Raw genomic sequence first — 17,954 nt, 5'->3', positions numbered from 1 at the left:
GGCCCCTTCGAAGCGAACGGCGACGAGCGCCGGAAGCCGGCGATGAACGGAAGGTCAGTCCCGCAGCCAGGGCAGTTGCGCGGCGCTGTAGCGGAACGTCTGGAACACGCTGTTGAGCTGCCCGGGGCCGGTCTTGCGCGCGGCTTCGTCCGGGTATTCGGCGAACCACGGAATCACGTATTCCCAGACGACCTCGCCGGCGGGCGTTACTTCGAACAGCCGGCCCGTCGACGATTCGGTGACGTGCGTGTTGCCGTTCGGCAAGCGCTGCGCGTTGCCCATGAACGGCGTGTAGAACAGGTTCACGACGTCGTCCGCGTACGCCCACACGACGCGCTGTGTCGCCGGATCGATCTCGACGACGCGCGAGAACACGACGTGCGCGCCGTGGCGGAAGTTGCCGTTGTCGAACGCGAGGATGTTGCCGTTCGCGAGCGGCACCGGCGCATGCTGGTGCGACACGACGTCGGGCCCGATCCGCAGGTCGACGCGGCCGGTTTCGCGATTCACGCCGATGATGCCCGACGTCGTGCGCAGGCTCATCAGCACGCGCCCGTTCGCATCGACCGCGAGGCCGTTGACGAGCGGCCAGTGATAGCGTCCGAAGCCGGCCGCGATCGGGAAATCCTCCGGCCGCAGATGGTCGCGCGCATGCCATTCCCAGACGATCTGCCCGGCCCGGTCGACTTCGCGGATCACGTCCGCGTACATCACCTCGTCGTCGCCGTGCGGCGTGCCGCCCGGCACGCGTCGCGCGAACGCAGCGTCGACCGGCTCGCACGCGGCGTAGAGCAGGTTGCCGTTCGGCAGCCACTGCGCATCGTGATGGTGCGCGGGATCCTCATAGCGCCACACGGTTTCGCCTTGCGGCGTGACTTCGTAGAAGTCGCCGCCATGCCACATCGACCACGGCGCATAGCGTGATTCGGATTGCGGATGATTGCCGTTGTAGCCGAGGTTGCCGTTCGCGAGGATGACCGCATGGCGGCCGGGGCGCACGGGCATTTTCCACTGATGGGCGACTTCGCCGTCGATGCCGACGAGATAGACGTTGCCGTCTGCCGTCTGCGGCGCGATGAGCGTATAGCCGCCCGCGGACAGGGCGGGATCGTGGGCGATGAGGCCGACGCCACGGCGGCGCTGGGTAATCTGGTCGACGGTTGTCACTGCGGTCTCCATTCGAATCGGACACGGGGATGCAGCGGAATCTAGACGATTCGGACGGTCAGTAAAATCGGATTATTCTTGACGCCCTGTTCGGAAAAATCTAACGGACCCCTCATGCGTTCGATATCGCAGACATTCCGCTGTTTCGACGAAGTCGCGAGACGCGGCTCGATCCGCAAGGCGGCCGACGCGCTGCACCTGACCGCGGCGGCGGTGCACCAGCAGATCCGCAATCTCGAGGAACAGGTGGGCGTGCCGCTGTTCGACCGGTTGCCGCGCGGCATGCAGTTGACGCTGGCCGGCGAGATCGTGATCGCGGCCGTGCGGCGCGGCCAGCGCGATTTCGACAATGCACTCACGCAGGTCGAGGACCTGCGCGCGCTGCGCCGCGGGCACGTGAACCTCGCGGTGCCCGCATCCACCGCGGAAAAGCTCGTACCCGACGCGATCCTCGCTGCGATGCAGCGCTACCCGGGCGTCACGTACAGCGTGCGCTCGGGAAACGGCGAGAGCATCGTGCGCTGGGTCGAGACAGGCGAGGCCGACATCGGCTATGCGCTGCGCCGGCGCACGTCGGCGGGCGTCGTCGAGGTGCGCGCGTTCGCTCAGCCGCTGGGCGTCGTCACGGCACCGGGCCATCCGCTTGCGGCGTCCGGCGGCAAGGTGCGGATGCGCGACTGCTTCGCGCATCCGCTGATTCTGATGACACCCGACACGGAACTGCGCGCGATGTTCGACCAGATCGATGCGCGACAGCCGCGCAACGTGCGGCCGCTGGTCGAGACGGGTTCGGTGCCGATGGTGCGGCGCCTCGCTGCCGAAGGCGCGGGCGTCGGCTTCCTGATTGCCGAGAACGTCGCGGAGGACGTGGCCGCCGGCCGGCTCGCGTGGACGCCGCTTGCCGATGCGGGCGCGCGCTCGTTCAGCTGCATCTACCAACGGGCGGACATGAGCGCGACCGTCGCGATGACGATGTTCCTCGCGTTCTTCTCCGAGACGATCGAAGCCATGGAAAGCGGCTTCGCGCCCGACGGCCGGGCAACCGGCAAGCGCCGCCGGGCAGCAAAATAAGGACGCCGCGACGTCATGCCATCGGCCGCGCAAGCGCATCGCACTGCGATGCAGTGCAACACGCGAACCCGCAGGCGAGATCGGTGACGTTGCGTACGCAACGTCCGGTCGCATTACGTCATTCCCTTATTGCGGAAAAAATTTTGTTCATGGGACTATCGAACGCGTTGCCGGCGCACCGAGGGGGTCGCAGGCAGCGTGATGTCCATCGCAACGACCTACAAGAACATCGGCAGACAATGAACAGAACAGCGATTTTTCCGTATGCGTCCGCGTTGCTCGCGGCCGCCCTGTTGACGGCATGCGGCGGCGACGTCGAGAACGAAGCGGGCCGCACGCCGACACCTTCCACCGATGCGAGTTGCCTCGCGGTCGACAACAGCGGCGCAACCGTCGTGGTGGGCTCGAACCAGCCGGGCGACCCGTCGTTGCCGGAAGCGTCGTCGGGCTATCGCACCGGAATGAAGCCGGTCTATGCGAAGACCTATCTGGTGGCCACGTCGAACGCGTATGCGAGCGCGGCCGGCTGCGCGGTGCTGAAGAAAGGCGGCACGGCCGCGGACGCGGCGGTTGCGGTGCAGGCCGTGCTCGGCCTGACCGTGCCCGAAGCGACGGGCCTGGGCTCGGGCGGCGTGCTGCTTTACTACGATGCGCGCGGCAAGACGCTGCAGGCGTACGACGGCCGGGAAACCGCGCCAGCCGCCGCGACGGAGAACTACCTGCGCTACGTCGACGACGCGACCGACCAGTCCGCACCGCTGCCGAACGCACGGGCGAGCGGCCGCTCGATCGGCACGATCGGTGTGCCGAGGCTCATCGAGGCGCTGCAGCAGGATCACGGCCGGCTGCCGTGGCAGAACCTGTTCGGCGATGCGATCACGCTCGCGACCAACGGCTTCCCGATCGGTGGCCGGCTCGCCGACGCGATCGCATCGAATGCCGCGAACCTGAAGCGCGACCCCGAGGCTGCAGCGTATTTCCTGAACGCGGACGGTTCGCCGAAGACGCTCGGCACCGTGCTGAAGAATCCGGCGTATGCGCGCACGCTGACGCTGATGGCGCAGTCGGGTGCGAACGCGCTGTACACGGGGCAGATCGCGCAGGACATCGTCGCGAAGATCGCCACGACGAAGGGCGCGGACGGCTCGACGCTCACGCCGGGCAAGACGACCGTAGCCGACCTGGCCGCGTACCAGGCGAAGCGCCGCGAGCCCGTGTGCACGACCTATCGTAGCTACTGGGTATGCGGGATGCCGCCGCCGTCGTCGGGCGGCATCGCGGTCGCGTCGGCGCTCGGCATTCTCGAGAATTACGACCTGAAGTCGCTGAAGCTGACGGCGATCGATCTCGAAGGCGGCAAGCCGACCGTCGCGGGCGTGCACCTCGTCACCGAGGCCGAGCGGCTCGCGTATGCCGACCGCGACAAGTACGTGGCCGATACGGATTTCGTGCCGCTGCCGGGCGGCACGTGGAATACGCTGCTGAACAAGCCGTACCTGAAATCGCGCGCGGCGCTGATCGATCCGACCAAGAGCATGGGCACCGCACAGCCGGGCAATCTCGGCGCGGTGCCGCTCGGCGTCGACACGACGCTGATCGAGCACGGCACGAACCAGTTCACGATCGTCGACGGCGACGGCAACGTGCTGAGCGCGACGACGACGGTCGAGTCGAGCATGGGCTCGTTCCACATGACCAACGGCTTCCTGCTGAACAACCAGTTGACCGATTTTTCCGCGAACCCGGTCGACAGCGCGGGCAATCCGGTGGCCAACCGACTGCAGCCGGGCAAGCGGCCGCGCAGCTCGATGGCGCCGACGATCGTGTTCGGGCAGGCCGCGGACGGCTCGCGCGGCGATTTCGTGATGGCGACCGGTTCGCCGGGCGGCGGCACGATTCCGCAATACGTGGTCAAGACGCTCGTCGGCGCGCTCGACTGGGGGCTCGACGCGCAGCAGTCCGCGGGGCTCGTCGACTTCGGCGCGAGCAACAGCCCGACGACCACGATCGGCGGCGAGCATCCGAACGTCAACACGGCGAACAGCGGGGCGAACGATCCACTGATCACGGGGCTGCTCGCGCTCGGGCACAAGGTGTCGACGTCCGCGCAGGCGAGCGGCGTCAACACGGTGATGCGCGTGACGGTCGGCCAGTCGCCCGCGTTGCAGGGCGGCACCGATCCGCGGCGTGAAGGCGTCGTGCTCGGCGATACGTTCCGGCCGTAACCGGGCGGTACGCGCGGGGCCCCGATCTGCCCGGATTCACCGACGGGCAGTCGGGGCTGCACATCGTGAAGGAGTCGCAATGACGAACGCGCATCTGCTTGAAATGGACGCCATCCTGTCGGCGCCGGGCTTTTTCGATTTCCTCGGCGACCTGGATTGCGACAGCGCGCTGGATAGTCGTGATGCCGAGCCGTTCGATACGCAATGGATGGCGTCGTTCGACGACGTCGACGGCGATCCGGGAGCAGCGGTCGACCGGCCGGCCGTAAACGCGCTAAGGGAAAAGGCATTCAAGCTCGCGTTCAGCGCATCGGGGAGCGCCGGTGTGGCGGCTTGCGTATCCGACGATATCGAACTCATCGCGAGGAGTCGGTCGTCGGGCCGTACCGACGGCTGGCCGACACACGTTCTTTGGAATGCTTATAGAAGCGGCCGGTTTCCCTGCTAGCCGTCTCGCTTGCCTGGTTTGCCGATCCGTCGCGATCGGCCGCGTCGCTGTCGCGGAATGCTCCGCGCGGTGCGCCTCCGGGTTCGCCCAGGCCACTCATCAATCCCGCCGCAAGCCCCTGATTGTCAAACTATGTGAGGCAATCGTCAGCATTTGCAACGGAAGTAACAGTCCCTGCAAATCAATCGTTTTGCTCGTCCGCGCCGCTACATTAGCTCCACCTGCCGCACGTCGCGGCAAGGCATGCGACAAGCCGCACGAAGGCGGCCCGCAGCAACAACGTCTTTGGGGAGAATGACCATGAACAAGATTCGTACGATTCTGGTGGGTGCTGCACTGACGGCGATGGCGACTTCGGCTGCGTTCGCACAGACGGCCCAGACCGGTGCCCAGGGTTCCGCAGGTGTCGGCGCGCAGGTTCAGACGCCGCTGCTCGGTGGCGGCGTGGGCGTGCAGGCTGGCGGCGGCGCGAATGCAGCAGGCTCGGGTTCGGGCGCGGGCAATGCCGTTGGCGGCGCACTGAACGGCGTCGGCAAGACGGTCGGCGGCGTGGGTTCGGCAGCCGGCAACGCGGTGGGCGGTGCGACGCATGCGGTTGGTTCGGCAGCGGGCACCGCGAAGGACGCCGCCGCATCGGCCGTCCACTCGACGAAATCGCACGTGAAGCACGTCGCCGGCACGGCGAAGAGCCACGCGCAAGGCGCGGTGTCGACGGCAGGCGACGTCGCCGGCGGCGCGAAGGCGAAGGCCGGTGAGGCGCTCGAAGGCGCAACGAACTCGGTGCAGGGTGGCGCATCGGTCGGCGTGAAGGGTTCGGCGTCGGCGCAAGGCGGCGCGCTGTAAGCGTCACGCTTCCCGATACAGCCCGGCCCGCTTCGATGCGGGCCGGGCTTTTTTTATTGGCGTGCGCGGCGCGCCGTTCATCCCATGCTCGAAATCGGTTCATCCGGGTACGCGGCATCGGTATCGCATCGGCACGGACGGTGTGGGTTGCCACATCGCCACTGCTCGAAGGCAAGGGTGACCTGTATTGCGAGAACTGTGACGTGGCCATGCGCGATAACACGCCCACGCCGACCGAAACCGGCGTGCGCGACTACGCTGTCGATCCCGCGCAGGCCGCACGCCTGTGGAATCTGTCGGCCGAATTGACCGGTATTAACGCTTTCGCGTGAGCCAACAGGGAAGCCGCTAGTGACCGGGAGAGACGCTGTCGTCACCGGCGGCGGCAAGGGTCACGGCCACGCGGCAGCCGTGCTGTTCGTCGCCGAGGGCATACCAACGTAGTCATCACCCGGCGCCGCCAAAAAAAGAACTGTACGAAGCCGCGCAGACATTGACCGCCCAGGGCGTCACGGCCATCAGCCTGGTGGTCGACTCGGCTGACCGTGTCGCGACCACGCTGGCGTGCGCGCTGTCTTTCTGGATCCGGAGTTGACCCAGGAAACACGGGAGTGGCTATATTGCCGGCGAAATGGCCGTTTCGCCGGGAGAGGCACAAAAGCCGGTGCACGGCAGAACCTCTGCCGTGCACCAGCCTGCAGGCAATGCCTAGAAGCGGCCGGACCTGATCAGCTGGTTCAGGTTTGCGATATTCAGGCTGCCAAAACCGGTCGGGAAATCCCAGCCCGTTCCGGCGTTATAGCCATACCCCTGGTAGCCGTTGTTGCCCGACACCACGTCGAAGCGGATCAGTGACGGGTTCGACGGAATCGCGCGATAGAGGTTGCCGGCCGGGAAGCCGACATTCGTGCCGTTCGCCGCGAGAATGCGTGCCCAGAAGCCCGTGAACAGCGGTGCTGCAAGGCTCGTGCCGCCGATCTGCTGAAGCTGGCCATAGTTGTAGATCAGCGCGCCCGTCCGTGACGACGCATCGAACGACACGTCCGGCAGCCGGCGATTGCTGCCTGGCTGCCACGCCGGGGCCGGCAGGATCGTGCTGACGCCGCCGCCCGTCGACCACAGCTTGCCGTTGCCGTCGAGTCCATCGTTCCACACCGTCTCGTTCGAGAACGCGCCGGCGGACGTCGTGTAGAGCGTCGTGCCGCCGATCGCCATCACGTGCGGAGACGAAGCCGGCCAGGATACCGAATAGTTCGCGCCGTCCGGATAGCCGCGGTTGTTGCACTCGTACACGCCTTCGTCGCCGGATGAGACCGAGAACGTCTGGCCTTGTGCCGCGGCGGTCGTGAAGATCTGTTCCTCGGCGTCGAGCGTACCGTCGGCATTCGCATCGGTTTCGCACCAGCCGAGCGACACGTTGATCACTTTCGCCGCGTTGTCCGATACCGCGCGGTTGAACGCCTGCGTGAGGCCCGTGTTGCCGCTCGCGTTGAGGTCCGCCATGTAGAACACGAGCTTGCCGACCTGGCCGCCCGCCGCGCCAACGATCGACTGGCTGTCCAGATCCCATTCGCCCTGGCCGTCGCGGTCGTCGCTATAGTCGCCGCCCGCTCCGTTGGTCTGTACGGCTTGCGTCGTCACGGTGGCGTAACCGTGCGCGGAGGTGAATGTCCGCAGATCCTGCTGCGTCTGCGACACGCCACCCTGCGTGATGATGCCGACCGTCACGCCGGCTGCGGTCGGCACGCCGGTTGCGTTGTACAAGCCCGGGAATTCCGTCGGGTTGTGGCCGGTCGCCGTGCCCGACGCGAACGGCGTTGGCTTCGAGACTTCGCCGATGCGCAGCAACGGCCGCGCCCTTGCGACGTTCTGCAGCCCCAGCACCGAGCCGACGACGTCGCCGAGCGCGCGCGGCACCTGCGCGGTGGATGCATTCGCGAAACCCGAACGGCCCGCATACTCGAAGTGCACGAGCGACGTATTGAATGCGGTCTTGATCGTGGCGGCCGTGCCGTGTGCGGACACGAGCAGGCGGTTTGGCGCGACCTCGATGTTCACGAAGCCGCTCTTGCGCAGATAGTCGACGACCGACCTGACTTGCGCGTCGGTCGGCGCGTAGTCGGCGAGGAATCGCTCATGCGTGAGGAATTGATGGTAATGCGCGCTGCCGGGTCGATTGACGTCGCCGGCAAGCTGTTTGAGTTGCGCGGCGTTGCGTAGCTTCAGGCTGACGACAACGTCGGTCGTCTGGCCCGCAGCCAGTTCCAGCGAGGGTGCCGCACTATGCGCCATCAGCTGCGAGCCGGTCAGAAAGGCCTTCGTGTGCGTGTCGACCCAGTCGGTCGCAGCATGGGCCGCGCCGGCTGCGAGCACGAGCGGCCACGCGCAGGCGAGACGGCGGGGTGACGGAAGGGGAAGGGTGTACCAGGCGTTCCTATTCATCGGGGGTCCTTTTGAGGAAAGACGACTTGGTGGGTGCTCATGACCCTTGTGGGGCCAGGAACGGATCCGAGAATAGGCAGCCAATACGCTGCAGGTAGCTGTCAGGTTCCACAGCTGTCAGTTTCGGCAGTGATGCGACCGGTTTGACTGGGTGAAACACGAGGCGACGAAGTGGATTCGAGCCGCAAAAATGCGGCGGACCGCCGCACGGAAGCGGTTGGGACAGCAGGCGGATCTGTTTCGACAGCAAATCGTGCGTCACCGCTGCGAACGTGACGCCCATCGATGTTGCAAGTCGTGCACGCGATCACGATGCTGCGTCGCACTATGTGGTCAGGCGGGGCGCGGCGCCTGCGGGCGGGTGATGCAATGCATCGTGCAGCCGGGAAAATGGCCGATGCGATTACCGATTGTGCCGAACTGTGGGACAGCACACGGTGTTGTCTTGCAGGCGGCTTTCCATACAAGCGTTAGGTTGGGATCTTAGAGGCGATGCTCTATGAAATTGGCGGGCAACACCGTGGTTCGTCGCGGTATCCAGCATTCGTATCGACTGCTCCAGCGGCGCAAACCGTACGAAGGCGCGGGCCGGTCAACGGTCAAGGCTGATGAAGCAGCAACCCCGGCCCGCGAGCAGGTCGATGCACTCGAGCGTATTCGCAAGCTGCAACGAAAGCTCGGCCGAATAGCATGAAGAACCGGATTCATTTCGGTTGGCCAGATGACCTGTCAGATCAAGTCCCGGCCAATACGCAGCGGCTTCTATCGGATAAAGGCACGCTGCTACGCAGCGTCCGCCACGCACATCCCGGGGTCGAACATGCCTGATCCTGCCGAGGAGACGTGGTATCACTCGCACCCATCCAACGTCCGCCCCGACGCTCGATGCGCAGAGCCGCCGTGACTATCGGCGCATCGCGGAACCTGGTTCCGTGACCAGTCCCGTGTGAGTTTCCGCATTTGCTTTGACGTTGGCGCCGTGATTGGCCATGTCTGCATTGCGTGCGGCGAGTAATGCGATCAGGCCGTCGATGCCATGCTTGCCGATTTCATCGCTGAATTGCTGGCGATAAATCTGCACAAGCCACACGCCGAGCAGATTGAGGTCGTAAACGCGCCAGCCGTTCGCTGTTCGATAAAGGCGATAGTCGATCTCGACCGGTTGCCCGTTATAGATCGCGACCGTGCGGACGACGGTATCGGCGCGATTGGCATCACCATGTGTGCCGGGATACTGAAATTTCTGATCAGGCGTGAGCAAGCCTAGTGCGCCTGAATACGTGTGAATCAGAAGACGCTGGAATTGTGCGGTGAGTTCGTCCTGCTGCGCGGGCGTGGCCTCGCGCCAGTGGCGTCCCGTTGCCAGGCGCGTGGTGCGGCGAATATCCGTGTACGGAAGGATGTCGCGGTTGGCGATATCCATGATGCGTGATGTATCCGCGGGATCGATCGCTCGTTTGCGCAATTCGTCCTGCACTTCCTCGGTCGCGGTTTGAATCAATACGCTCGGATCGGTTTGATCCTCGATACGCACATGGTTGCCGCTGTCGCTCGCGCTACAGATTGCCGGGCAGGCAATCGAGCCCAACACGAGCGAACAGCAGACGAAGAGTTTTCGGGATTGGTTTCGCATCTTTGCATCGAAAGTGTGCTGCGACAGGGGTGCATTGGTGCGGCAGCCCGCTTCAATGAAGTTATCTGCCGTCAATACAGGAACGAGGCGGCACGCAATGAACTGTGGCAAAGACGGGACATGACGGCCGTGTACGTGATGTCACGCGGTTTCTTGCCCGAAACGACGCCGTGCTGCGTTCCATGTGTTTCACTTGCGCCGGGGAATAGGGCGGTCGTCGCCAAAGCGTGTCGCGCTATAAGGTGCAGCATGCACCGATAGGCGCATCGCGTCGAGATAGGCGAGCGGCAACACATCGTTTCACCTTGCGCAGCGATGTGCGAGGCGTCAATAGTCGCGCGCGTCCCGGATGCGGACCACATTTCGAAGTACGGAACATGGCGCCGGCGAGAACACGAGCGCGCTCATCCGTTTCCGCTCAGTGTCGCGAGTGCGGCTCGGTCCGCTTCCAGCGCCCGCGGAATCAGCGCATGCAGCGCTTCGATGAAGGTCTTGATTTTCGCATCGAGGTATTGTCGAGACGGGTACAGGACGTGTGCAGTCAGCGGCTGCAAAGTATGGTCGGGCAGCACACGCACAAGGGCGCCACTGCGCATCGCCGGCAATGCGGTCGGCATCGGAACCGCGCCGATACCCGCTTCTTCGCGCAATGCTGTCGCGAGCGCGTCGGCGCCGTTGACCAGGAACGACGCCGGCGGCAGACGAAACAGCTCGTCCCCGTGCGGCCCGTCGAAATGCCAGAGATCGTGCGGAAACAACGACGACACGATCGGCACGCACTGGTGTCCGTCGAGGTCGTCAACGCTGCGCGGCAGGCCGTGTCGCGCAAGATACGACGGCGACGCGCAAAGCACGCTGCGCAGTACGCCGAGCTGCTGCGAGATCAGACCCGAATCGGGCAGTGTCGTTGCGGTCAGTTGCAGCGACACGTCGTAGCCTTCTTCGAGCATGTCCGGCACCTTCTGGGACAGCGTCAGGTCGACCGACACCGCCGGATGCTGCTTCCGGAACGCGACGACGGCCGGCACGACGTACGACTGCCCGAAGCTCGTCGGGCTGTGAACGCGCAGCCGACCTGACGGCCGCGCTTGCGCATCTGCCGCCTCTGCCTCGGCTTCGTCGATCGATGCAAATATTTGCTCGCAACGCCGCATGTAGCGCTCGCCGGCTTCCGTCAGTGCGATACGACGCGTCGAACGATTGAAGAGACGCGCGCGCAAGTGCGTTTCCAGCGCGCTGATTGCGCGCGACACATATGAAGTCGTCGTGTTCATGCGTGACGCCGCGCCGGTGAAGCTGCCCTCTTCGGCGACGCGTACGAATGCCTTCATGCTCTGCAGTATGTCCACGTTTCCTTTATCGTTGATTCGGCAGAATGTGGGTATCGGATGAAACCAGAAAAGATCTGTCGAAGAGCGTTAATGTGTCGCTAACAAGCGTGAGGACCGAGGATGATGGGGGATGGGGATTTTCCCGCCGCGCTATTGTACGGACTCTCTTCAACGGTTGCGCTGAGACGGGTGCTTTCGCGACAAGCCCCTTGCAGCGTGGATGGCCGGCTCTCGATAATCCGCTTCGGCGCGCTAACGAGAGCAGCTCGCCGGGCGCGCATAAACGTGATTTTCAAGGTTCTACTGTCGGAAACGTCATCGTCGCGAAGATGACGATCGACACGATACGTGCGGCTACCTGGCGCCTTTCGGCCAACCGGATTTTGTCGAGGCTGCGGGAGCGATGGTCCGCGTCAGTACCTGATGCTTCAAATGCGATTCAAGGGAATAGCGTGATAAAGGCGATCTTCTTCGACTACGATGGGGTGCTGACGACGGATAGAACCGGATCGGTCACGACAATCAGATACCTGAGCGAACAGTCCGGCGTTGAGTACGACATTCTGCGGAACGCTTTTGCTCGCCATAACGCAGACCTGTTGCTTGGAAAGACGACGCACAAGGCGATATGGCGAGCCGTCTGTGAATCGGCTCGGCATGAACTCGATTTCGGCTGGCTTGAAGCGGCATTTTTGAGTACGCCGGCGAACGCCGGAATGTTTGACCTCGCTCGACGCCTGGAACCGTTTTATGCGCTGGGAATCATCACGGACAACAAGAAGGACCGCATCGATTGTCTGCGGAAGGCTCAGCGGCTCGACGATCTGTTCGATCCGATTGTCGTGTCCGCGGAAAGAGGATCCGGCAAGGAAGGGGCTGCCGTATTCGAATATGCATTGGGCTGTCTCGACGTGAAGCCGGAAGAAGCCATTTTTATCGATAACACGTCTGAAAACCTGATTGTCCCGAGACAGTTGGGCATGCACGCGATCCTGCACGATGACAGCCGGAACGATATCGACGGATTGATCGCGACGTTGACGACGGAATTCGATCTCAGGTTGAGCTGACATGGCGTACCGGTTCGTGCTGCTGGCTGGGCCCGTCGCGGCTGCGCTGAGCGGTGTCATCGGCACGGGCCCGCAGTGGGCGGCGTACGCGCCCCCTGCCCATTGCCCGCCCGCCATGCTTAAATAGCGGGGCTCCCGGTTGCCGGGCCGCCGCAATCGCGGCGCCGGTCGATACGGGCCAGCATGTCCGATCGACATCGTGACGACAGACGACACCAAAACGCCGTTCCGGCCAGTCCGGTGCGGCCCGATAACATTCCGAGGCCTCACGTCATGACCATCCTGTTCCGTCTTCTCGCGCTCGCCTGCGCGCTCTGGCTGGCCGCCTGCTCAACGCTGCCCCCGCCGCCGGCCAGCACCAGCGCGTCCGCCGCTGCACCGGACGCCAGCGAACGCCGCGGGCTCGGCACTGCGTGGGGCGAGTCGGTGCGATCCGAAACCCGCCAGGTCGATTTCGAACGCGCGGATCCGGCGAAGCCGACGGATCTCGCGTCGGTCTACTACAACGATGCGTTGCCCGGACATCCGCCCGCGCCCCAGGTTCGCCGGTTGCCGACGCGCGTCGCGCTCGCCAACGGCGACATCGCGCTGTCGTTCACGGACGAAAAGGGTGCGCCGTTGCGCCTGGCGCGCAGCGATGGCCGCTGGCACATGGCAGGCGTCGAAGGTTCGCGCTACGTGATCGTGTTGCGCAACCAGGGGCGTCGCACGTTCGAGGTCGTGTCGAGCGTCGACGGGCTCGACGTGCTGTCGGGCCGGCCGGGCAGCTATACGAACGGCGGTTACGTGCTGTATCCGGGGCGCACGCTGACGATCGAGGGCTTCCGCAAGAGCCGCGACGAAGTCGCCGCGTTCCGCTTCGCGGCAGTGCCCGACAGCTATGTCGCGAATTCGAAGTATGGCGATGCCGCGAACGTCGGCGTGATCGGCGTCGCGGTGTTCGCGCAGAAGGAGAACGAGGAGGAAGCGCTGCGCCGCAACGCGAATCCGTTCCCCGGCAATGACAACGGCTATGCACCGCCGCCAGTGCCCCGTGGCGAGTGACGACACCTTTGTGGATCTGCCGCGTGCGCCGTGACGAACGACGCGCGCGGGGCGATCCTGGATCGGGTCTGCCCGAACGGCATGCCGGCGCATGCGATGAACTTCACGACAATCCTGCGCGATTCATGCGGACACGGATCAACCCGACGAAATCGGTTGCGTTGAAGCTCGCGGCGCTGGTGCTGCTGGCCTCGAATGCGGCCGTTGCTTTCGCCGAAACGCCGGCACCCGAATCGGTGCGGCTCGCCAACGGTCACGCAATTGAATGGGTGCGCCCGGGGGTGGTCGAGGTCGATACAGCCCGCCACAGGAAATCGGCACTGATCGTGCCAGCCGCGCTCCGCCGCGCATTGCGCGATGCATCGAGCGTCGCGTTCCCGTCGGACCATACGAAGCGGATCGACGGTAAAGACTATCTGCTGGTCGTCGTCAATCGCTCGTCGAACAGCCGCCCGACCGGATATTGCGGCGCGGGCGAAGAAGGGGTGCTGTACGTGCTGGAACTGCACGGCGCCCGTGCGGTGCCGCGTTTCTCGCTGCCGGTTCAAAGCTGCGTCGACTCCGTGTCGCTCGACACCGATGATGGAGCGCAATCCCCCTACCTGGCGATCGCGTGGCGCGACGACCCGGTCGGCTTCGACATCCGGTGGGAATATCTTGCGCACGGCGGTGCAACGCGTCGCGTCTATCGTTTCGTGAACGGAACATTCGTCGAGGCCGAGGTTCCGCAGTCACGCGGCCGGGCTGCGGCACAATAGCCGTTCGAATGCGCATCGCGTGCTTCCCCACGTTCCGGATCGACGGAGAGCCTCATGTCGTTACCCGCTTTCAGGTACCATCCCGACCCGCTGGCAACGGGCAGCGTGATCCGCTCGGACGCGCGCTGCGTATGTTGCGGCGGCACGCGCGGTTATGTGTACGCCGGCCCCGTGTATGCGGTCGACGAGTATGAGCAATGCATCTGCCCGTGGTGCATCGCGGACGGCTCGGCGCACGCGCGGTTCGATGCAGTCTTTACCGACACGTACGGCATCGGCGGCGGCGAATGGGACGAAGTGCCCGACGCGGTCGTCGACGAAATCGCCTGTCGCACGCCAGGCTTTCAGGGCTGGCAGCAGGAGCGATGGTGGACGCATTGCGGCGATGGCGGCCAGTTCATCGGCCGTGCGGGCGCCGGCGAACTGACCACGCTCGGCCCGCAAGCCGTTGCGTCGATTCGGGAGTCGACCGGACTCGACGAGGGCGCCGAGTGGGAGCGCTTCTTCGCCGCGCTCGACAAGGACGGCTCGCCGACAGCGTATATGTTTCGCTGTATCCATTGCGGCGAACTCGGCGGCTACCAGGATTGCGACTGATGGCGTGGCTGGCGGCATCGCCCGGCGATCCCAAGCCCCCATCGTCATGAAACAGAGGAATCTTCGTGAAGTTCATCCACGCGGCAGACATACACCTTGACAGCCCGTTGCACGGCCTGAGCGCCTATCCCGACGCGCCGGCCGCGCAGTTGCGCAACGCGTCGCGCGAGGCGCTGCGGCAACTCGTGGATCGTGCGATCGAAGAGGAAGTCGCGTTCCTCGTGATTGCCGGCGACCTGTACGACGGCGACTGGAAGGACCACAACACGGGCATCTTCTTCGGCCAGCAGATGGGGCGCCTGCGCAAGGCCGGCATTCGCGCGTTCGTCCTCGGCGGCAACCACGACGCCGAAAGCGAGATGACGAAGAAGCTGACGCTGCCCGACAACGTCACCGTGTTCGGCCACCGCAAGGCGGAAACCTACAAGCTGCCGGAATTCGACGTCGCGCTGCACGGGCAGAGCTTCAAGGACAAGGCCGTCGTCGACAATCTCGCGATCGGCTATCCGGACCCGGTGCCCGGTTACTACAACATCGGCGTGCTGCACACGGCACTCGAAGGCTATGCGGCGCACGCGAACTATGCGCCATGCACGCTGGCCGAACTGCACGCGAAAGGCTACGACTACTGGGCGCTCGGCCACGTGCACGAATTCCAGCAATGGTCGGGGTCGTCCACGGTGGTGTTTCCCGGCAACCTGCAGGGGCGCCATATCCGCGAGACGGGCCGTCGCGGCGCGGTGCTCGTGACGGTCGAGCAAGGTCGCACGCAGGTTGAGCGCCTGTATCTCGACGTGCTGCGCTGGGAAGCCGTGTCGGTCGACGCGTCCGACTGCTTCACCGTTGCCGACCTGTCCAGAAAGATCGGTCAGTCGCTGGAAACGCTGCTGACCGTCGACGGCCATGTGCCGCGCGCGGTGCGCGTGACGGTCACGGGGCGAACGCCCGCGCATGGCCTCTTTTTCGGCCGCGCGCCGCAGTTGCGCGCGGAGGTGCTGAACCAGATCGGCATCATCGGCAACGAGCGGCTGTGGCTCGAGAAGGTCCGGCTCGCGACGTCCGCGGCCGATCATCAGCCGGGCGAAAGCGAGCAGCTCGAGGCGCTTGAGGACCTGAAGCAGATCCTGGCCGACGCCGCGCGCGATCCGGATTTCCTCGAACTGCTCGAACGCGACCTGAAGCCGTTCGTCGGCAAGGTGCGCAGCGACGTGAAGGAAGAGGTGCCGTTGTTGACGATGGCACGTGCAGGCGAGCTCACGGCACTCGTCGAGCAGGTCGGGCCCGCGTTGCTTGCGCGGCTGGCGAGGGGGGAGTAAGCGATGCGGATCAACCAGCTCGATCTGATCAAGTACGGCAAGTTTACCGACGAGACGCTGCGTTTCCCGTCGGCCGGCGAGGATTTCCATGTGATCGTGGGGCCGAACGAGGCCGGCAAGTCGACGGTTCGCACGGCCGTGTCGGAACTGCTGTTCGGAATGAAGTTGCAGACACCGCTCGATTTCCTGCACAGCACACCCGAACTGCGGATCGGCGGCGTGCTGGAAAGCGGTGCGGGCGAACTCGCGTTCCACCGCGCGCGCGGGCGCAGTCCGCTGCGCACGCCCGCCGACGACAAGTTGCCCGACGACTATCTGGCCGCCGTCCTCGACGGCGCCACGCGCGAATTCTTCGAACAGATGTTCGGGCTCGATCACGGGCGTCTGGTCGACGGCGGCCGGAGCATTCTCGACGCCTCCGACAAGCTTGGCCAGGTGCTGTTCGAATCGGCCGCCGGTGTCGGCAGTCTCGGGCCGGTGCGTGAGGAGCTCGATGCGCGTTCGGTCGAGCTCTGGGCGCCGCGCCGCACCGGCAGCGCGTTTGCACTCGCCGAAGCGTCGTTCAACGAAGCCGTGACCGAACTGAAGACGGTTCAGGTGCGCACGCGCGACTGGGTCGAACGCAAGGATGCGCGCGAAGCGGTCGAACAGCAGATCGAAGAGGCACGCGCGGAGCAGCGCCGGCTCGAAGCGCTGCGCTCGAAGCTCGAACGCGTGCGACGGCTCGCGCCCTACCTGAAGGAACTGACGATCAAGGATGCGGCACTGGCGGAACTGGGCGCGGTCGTCGAATTGCCGCCCACCGCGTATGCGGATCTGCTGAAGGCGCAGGGCGATCTCGCGGCCGAACAGAAGGTGCTCGAGGAACGGCGTGCCGACCTGCTCGCGAAACGGCAGGCGCGCGATGCGATTGATGCCGATGCCGACACGCTCGCGCTCGAAGCCGACATCGAAGCGCTCGATCGGCTGCGCGGCGCATGCATGAATCACGCGCAGGATCTGCTGCTGCTCGGCGCGGATGTCGAGCGGCACCTGTCCGCTGCATTCGCTGCGGCCGCCCAGCTCGACTGGCCGACGGACGAAGCGTCGCTGCGCGCGTCGCTGCCGACCGCGTTGTCGCTGAAGACCGTTGCCAATCTGTTGCGCGAACACGGTGCGCTGCACCAGGCGCTTGCCGGCGCACGCGAGTCGCTCGATGAACGCACGCGCGAGCTTGCGCAGGTGCAGGAACAGCAGGCGCGCCTGTCGACCGTCGATGTGCCGGAGGCGCTGCGTGCGGCGCTGGCCGATGCGCAGGGCTTTCGCAACAGTGGCCAGCGCGAGCAGGCACTCGAACATGAAATCGCCGCCGCCGAACGCATCCTGTCCGGCGCACTCGATGCGCTCGGCCAGTGGCGCATGCCGGTCGACGCGCTGCGCGCACTCGATGTGCCGTCGGCGGCGCGGCTCGGCACACTGCTGAAGGAAGACAGCGAACGCGCGAGCGCGGTCGCTGCGGCACGTGACGCGCGGGATGGCGCACTTGAGGAGCTCGAGCGGCTCGAACTGCAGGAAAAGCACTTCGCGGAGAACCACAAGGTCGTCACGACCGCCGACGTGCTGGCGGCGCGTGCGCGGCGCGATGGCGCGTGGGGCGATATCCGCAGCGGCGCGGTCGATCTCGCAACGGGCGCACCTGCGGTCGACGACGCGATTCGCCTTGCGGACGAACTCGTCGATGCACAGCTCGGCGTGACGCAGGCGGCGGCGACGTTGCAATCGCTGCGTCAGCAGGTCGAATCCGCACGAGCCGGCGTGACGCGCAGGCGGGCCGCATTGGACGAGCGCGAGCATGAGCTCGCCGCGCATCGCGACGCATGGGCCGCGCTTGCGACGACGGCCGCGGTGCCCGGCATGCCGCTGGCGGCGATGGGCGACTGGCTCGCGAAGCGCGATGCAGTGTTCGCCGCGCAGGCCGACCTCGACCGGCAGCGCCGCGAATTCGACACGATGCGCGCCGCGCGGGCGGG

Annotated in this window: 16 protein-coding genes; 12 read left to right on the top strand and 4 right to left on the bottom strand. The window is 65.3% G+C overall.

Annotation, left to right across the window (positions count from 1 at the left end; all coding sequences use genetic code 11):
* Positions 1-54 precede the first annotated feature (54 nt).
* The gene (locus G3N93_RS08010) at positions 55-1,179 is read right to left on the bottom strand and encodes an aryl-sulfate sulfotransferase (protein ID WP_206132743.1); all 1,125 of its coding nucleotides are present in this window, start codon (positions 1,177-1,179) and stop codon (positions 55-57) included.
* Positions 1,180-1,281: 102 nt separating this feature from the next.
* Between G3N93_RS08010 and G3N93_RS08005 the strand changes: the two genes are divergently transcribed.
* The 5 genes from G3N93_RS08005 to G3N93_RS07985 all read left to right on the top strand — a co-directional run bounded on the left by G3N93_RS08005 (position 1,282) and on the right by G3N93_RS07985 (position 6,086).
* Positions 1,282-2,238, top strand: coding sequence for a LysR family transcriptional regulator (locus G3N93_RS08005; RefSeq protein ID WP_206122377.1), 957 nt, complete (start codon positions 1,282-1,284; stop codon positions 2,236-2,238).
* A gap of 239 nt (positions 2,239-2,477) precedes the next feature.
* Complete coding sequence (locus G3N93_RS08000) at positions 2,478-4,463, top strand: gamma-glutamyltransferase family protein (protein WP_206132742.1); 1,986 nt, start codon at positions 2,478-2,480, stop codon at positions 4,461-4,463.
* 79 nt (positions 4,464-4,542) lie between these two features.
* Positions 4,543-4,911, top strand: coding sequence for a hypothetical protein (locus G3N93_RS07995; protein ID WP_206132741.1), 369 nt, complete (start codon positions 4,543-4,545; stop codon positions 4,909-4,911).
* Between the two features lie 300 nt (positions 4,912-5,211).
* The gene (locus G3N93_RS07990) at positions 5,212-5,754 is read left to right on the top strand and encodes a hypothetical protein (RefSeq protein ID WP_174928880.1); all 543 of its coding nucleotides are present in this window, start codon (positions 5,212-5,214) and stop codon (positions 5,752-5,754) included.
* A 35-nt stretch (positions 5,755-5,789) separates the two neighbouring features.
* Positions 5,790-6,086 carry a hypothetical protein gene (locus G3N93_RS07985; protein ID WP_206132740.1) on the top strand — a complete coding sequence of 99 codons (297 nt, stop codon included), beginning with the start codon at positions 5,790-5,792 and terminating at the stop codon, positions 6,084-6,086.
* Positions 6,087-6,462: 376 nt separating this feature from the next.
* Here G3N93_RS07985 and G3N93_RS07980 read toward each other — a convergent pair whose 3' ends face one another.
* Positions 6,463-8,196, bottom strand: a complete 1,734-nt coding sequence (locus G3N93_RS07980) for a protease pro-enzyme activation domain-containing protein (protein ID WP_206132739.1) — start codon at positions 8,194-8,196, stop codon at positions 6,463-6,465.
* A gap of 499 nt (positions 8,197-8,695) precedes the next feature.
* Between G3N93_RS07980 and G3N93_RS07975 the strand changes: the two genes are divergently transcribed.
* On the top strand, positions 8,696-8,890 hold the full coding sequence (locus G3N93_RS07975; RefSeq protein ID WP_206132738.1) for a hypothetical protein: 195 nt from the start codon (positions 8,696-8,698) through the stop codon (positions 8,888-8,890).
* A gap of 210 nt (positions 8,891-9,100) precedes the next feature.
* Here G3N93_RS07975 and G3N93_RS07970 read toward each other — a convergent pair whose 3' ends face one another.
* Positions 9,101-9,829, bottom strand: a complete 729-nt coding sequence (locus G3N93_RS07970; protein WP_206132753.1) for a phospholipid-binding protein MlaC — start codon at positions 9,827-9,829, stop codon at positions 9,101-9,103.
* A 404-nt stretch (positions 9,830-10,233) separates the two neighbouring features.
* Complete coding sequence (locus G3N93_RS07965) at positions 10,234-11,178, bottom strand: LysR family transcriptional regulator (protein ID WP_174944210.1); 945 nt, start codon at positions 11,176-11,178, stop codon at positions 10,234-10,236.
* An 89-nt stretch (positions 11,179-11,267) separates the two neighbouring features.
* Here G3N93_RS07965 and G3N93_RS07960 point away from each other — a divergent pair, with 89 nt between their 5' ends.
* The 6 genes from G3N93_RS07960 to G3N93_RS07935 all read left to right on the top strand — a co-directional run.
* Positions 11,268-12,230, top strand: a complete 963-nt coding sequence (locus tag G3N93_RS07960) for an HAD family hydrolase (protein WP_307873399.1) — start codon at positions 11,268-11,270, stop codon at positions 12,228-12,230.
* A gap of 273 nt (positions 12,231-12,503) precedes the next feature.
* Complete coding sequence (locus G3N93_RS07955; RefSeq protein WP_206132737.1) at positions 12,504-13,274, top strand: hypothetical protein; 771 nt, start codon at positions 12,504-12,506, stop codon at positions 13,272-13,274.
* 161 nt (positions 13,275-13,435) lie between these two features.
* The gene (locus G3N93_RS07950) at positions 13,436-14,032 is read left to right on the top strand and encodes a hypothetical protein (RefSeq protein ID WP_206132736.1); all 597 of its coding nucleotides are present in this window, start codon (positions 13,436-13,438) and stop codon (positions 14,030-14,032) included.
* Positions 14,033-14,086: 54 nt separating this feature from the next.
* The gene (locus G3N93_RS07945; protein WP_206132735.1) at positions 14,087-14,629 is read left to right on the top strand and encodes a CbrC family protein; all 543 of its coding nucleotides are present in this window, start codon (positions 14,087-14,089) and stop codon (positions 14,627-14,629) included.
* A 65-nt stretch (positions 14,630-14,694) separates the two neighbouring features.
* Positions 14,695-15,945, top strand: coding sequence for a DNA repair exonuclease (locus G3N93_RS07940; RefSeq protein WP_206132734.1), 1,251 nt, complete (start codon positions 14,695-14,697; stop codon positions 15,943-15,945).
* A gap of 3 nt (positions 15,946-15,948) precedes the next feature.
* Positions 15,949-17,954 (top strand): YhaN family protein (locus G3N93_RS07935; RefSeq protein WP_206132733.1); only part of this gene is annotated, 2,006 nt, incomplete at its 3' end.

This window comes from Burkholderia sp. Se-20378, from assembly GCF_017104665.1.
GTDB lineage: Bacteria > Pseudomonadota > Gammaproteobacteria > Burkholderiales > Burkholderiaceae > Burkholderia > Burkholderia lata.
The sequence above is the reverse complement of the archived record's forward strand: the minus strand, read 5'-3'. Positions and strand labels throughout refer to the sequence as shown.